At 60.1% G+C, this 852-nt stretch carries 1 pseudogene; it reads right to left on the bottom strand.

Annotation, left to right across the window (positions count from 1 at the left end):
- Nucleotides 1-16 precede the first annotated feature (16 nt).
- Nucleotides 17-720 (bottom strand): annotated as a pseudogene (locus AC1DQK_RS19065) (IS5 family transposase).
- Between the last annotated feature and the right edge of the window lie 132 nt (nucleotides 721-852).

Here is an 852-nt window from a genome sequence, read left to right as displayed (position 1 = left end):
TAGGCTGAATCGACATTCAGCACCAGAAGCTGAGGGCAGCGAGGCATAGGCTAGCGAGATAGTTTTGCGGGATGCGATCGTATCGTGTGGCGATACGGCGTAGCTGCTTGAGTTTACCGATGGTCCGTTCGATGCGATTGCGCAGCTTGTACTTGACCGGATCGAAGGCTCGTTTGCGGGGCATGCAGACGCGCTGCGGGATGATCGGCTGAGCACCCGTTGTTTCGATGAAGTCGAGTATCGCGTAGGTGTCGTAGGCTTTGTCGGCGATGACATGACCTGCATCGAGACCGGTTAACAGCGGAATGGCGAGCTTGGGGTCGCTGGCGTTGCCGCCGGTGAGGATGAAGCGCACCGGTCGGCCGAGCGTGTCGACCGCAATGTGCCACTTGGAGGTCAGTCCTCCTCGGGAACGCCCCAGAGCCTGGTCGCACGCCCCCCTTTTTGGCCCGTTGCCGCTTGGGCATGGGCACGCACGATCGAGCTGTCGATCATCAGATACTCGTTGTCTCGATCCCGGGCGAGCTGCGCAAAGAGGCCCTCCCACACCCCGGCGCGCGCCCAACGGGTGAAGCGCTTGTGCACCGTCTTGTACTTGCCGTAGCGCTCGGGCAGGTCGGACCAGCGCGCACCAGAACGCAAGACCCACAATACTCCATTGATAAACAAGCGATTATCTTGCGCCGTCCGCCCAGGATCACTGACCTTGCCCGGAAGCATCGGCTCGATCCGACGCCACTGCGCCTCGCTTAACTCGTATCGCTTGATCCCCATGATGCCTCCGCAATCGCGGAAACCCATGAATCAGACATCCCACCACTTGGGAATCCTCTGAATGTCGATACAGCCTAG

This window comes from Rhizorhabdus sp. P4_G5 (assembly GCF_056401065.1).
Note: the sequence above shows the minus strand (reverse complement) of the source record. Positions and strands in the feature narration are given on the sequence as shown.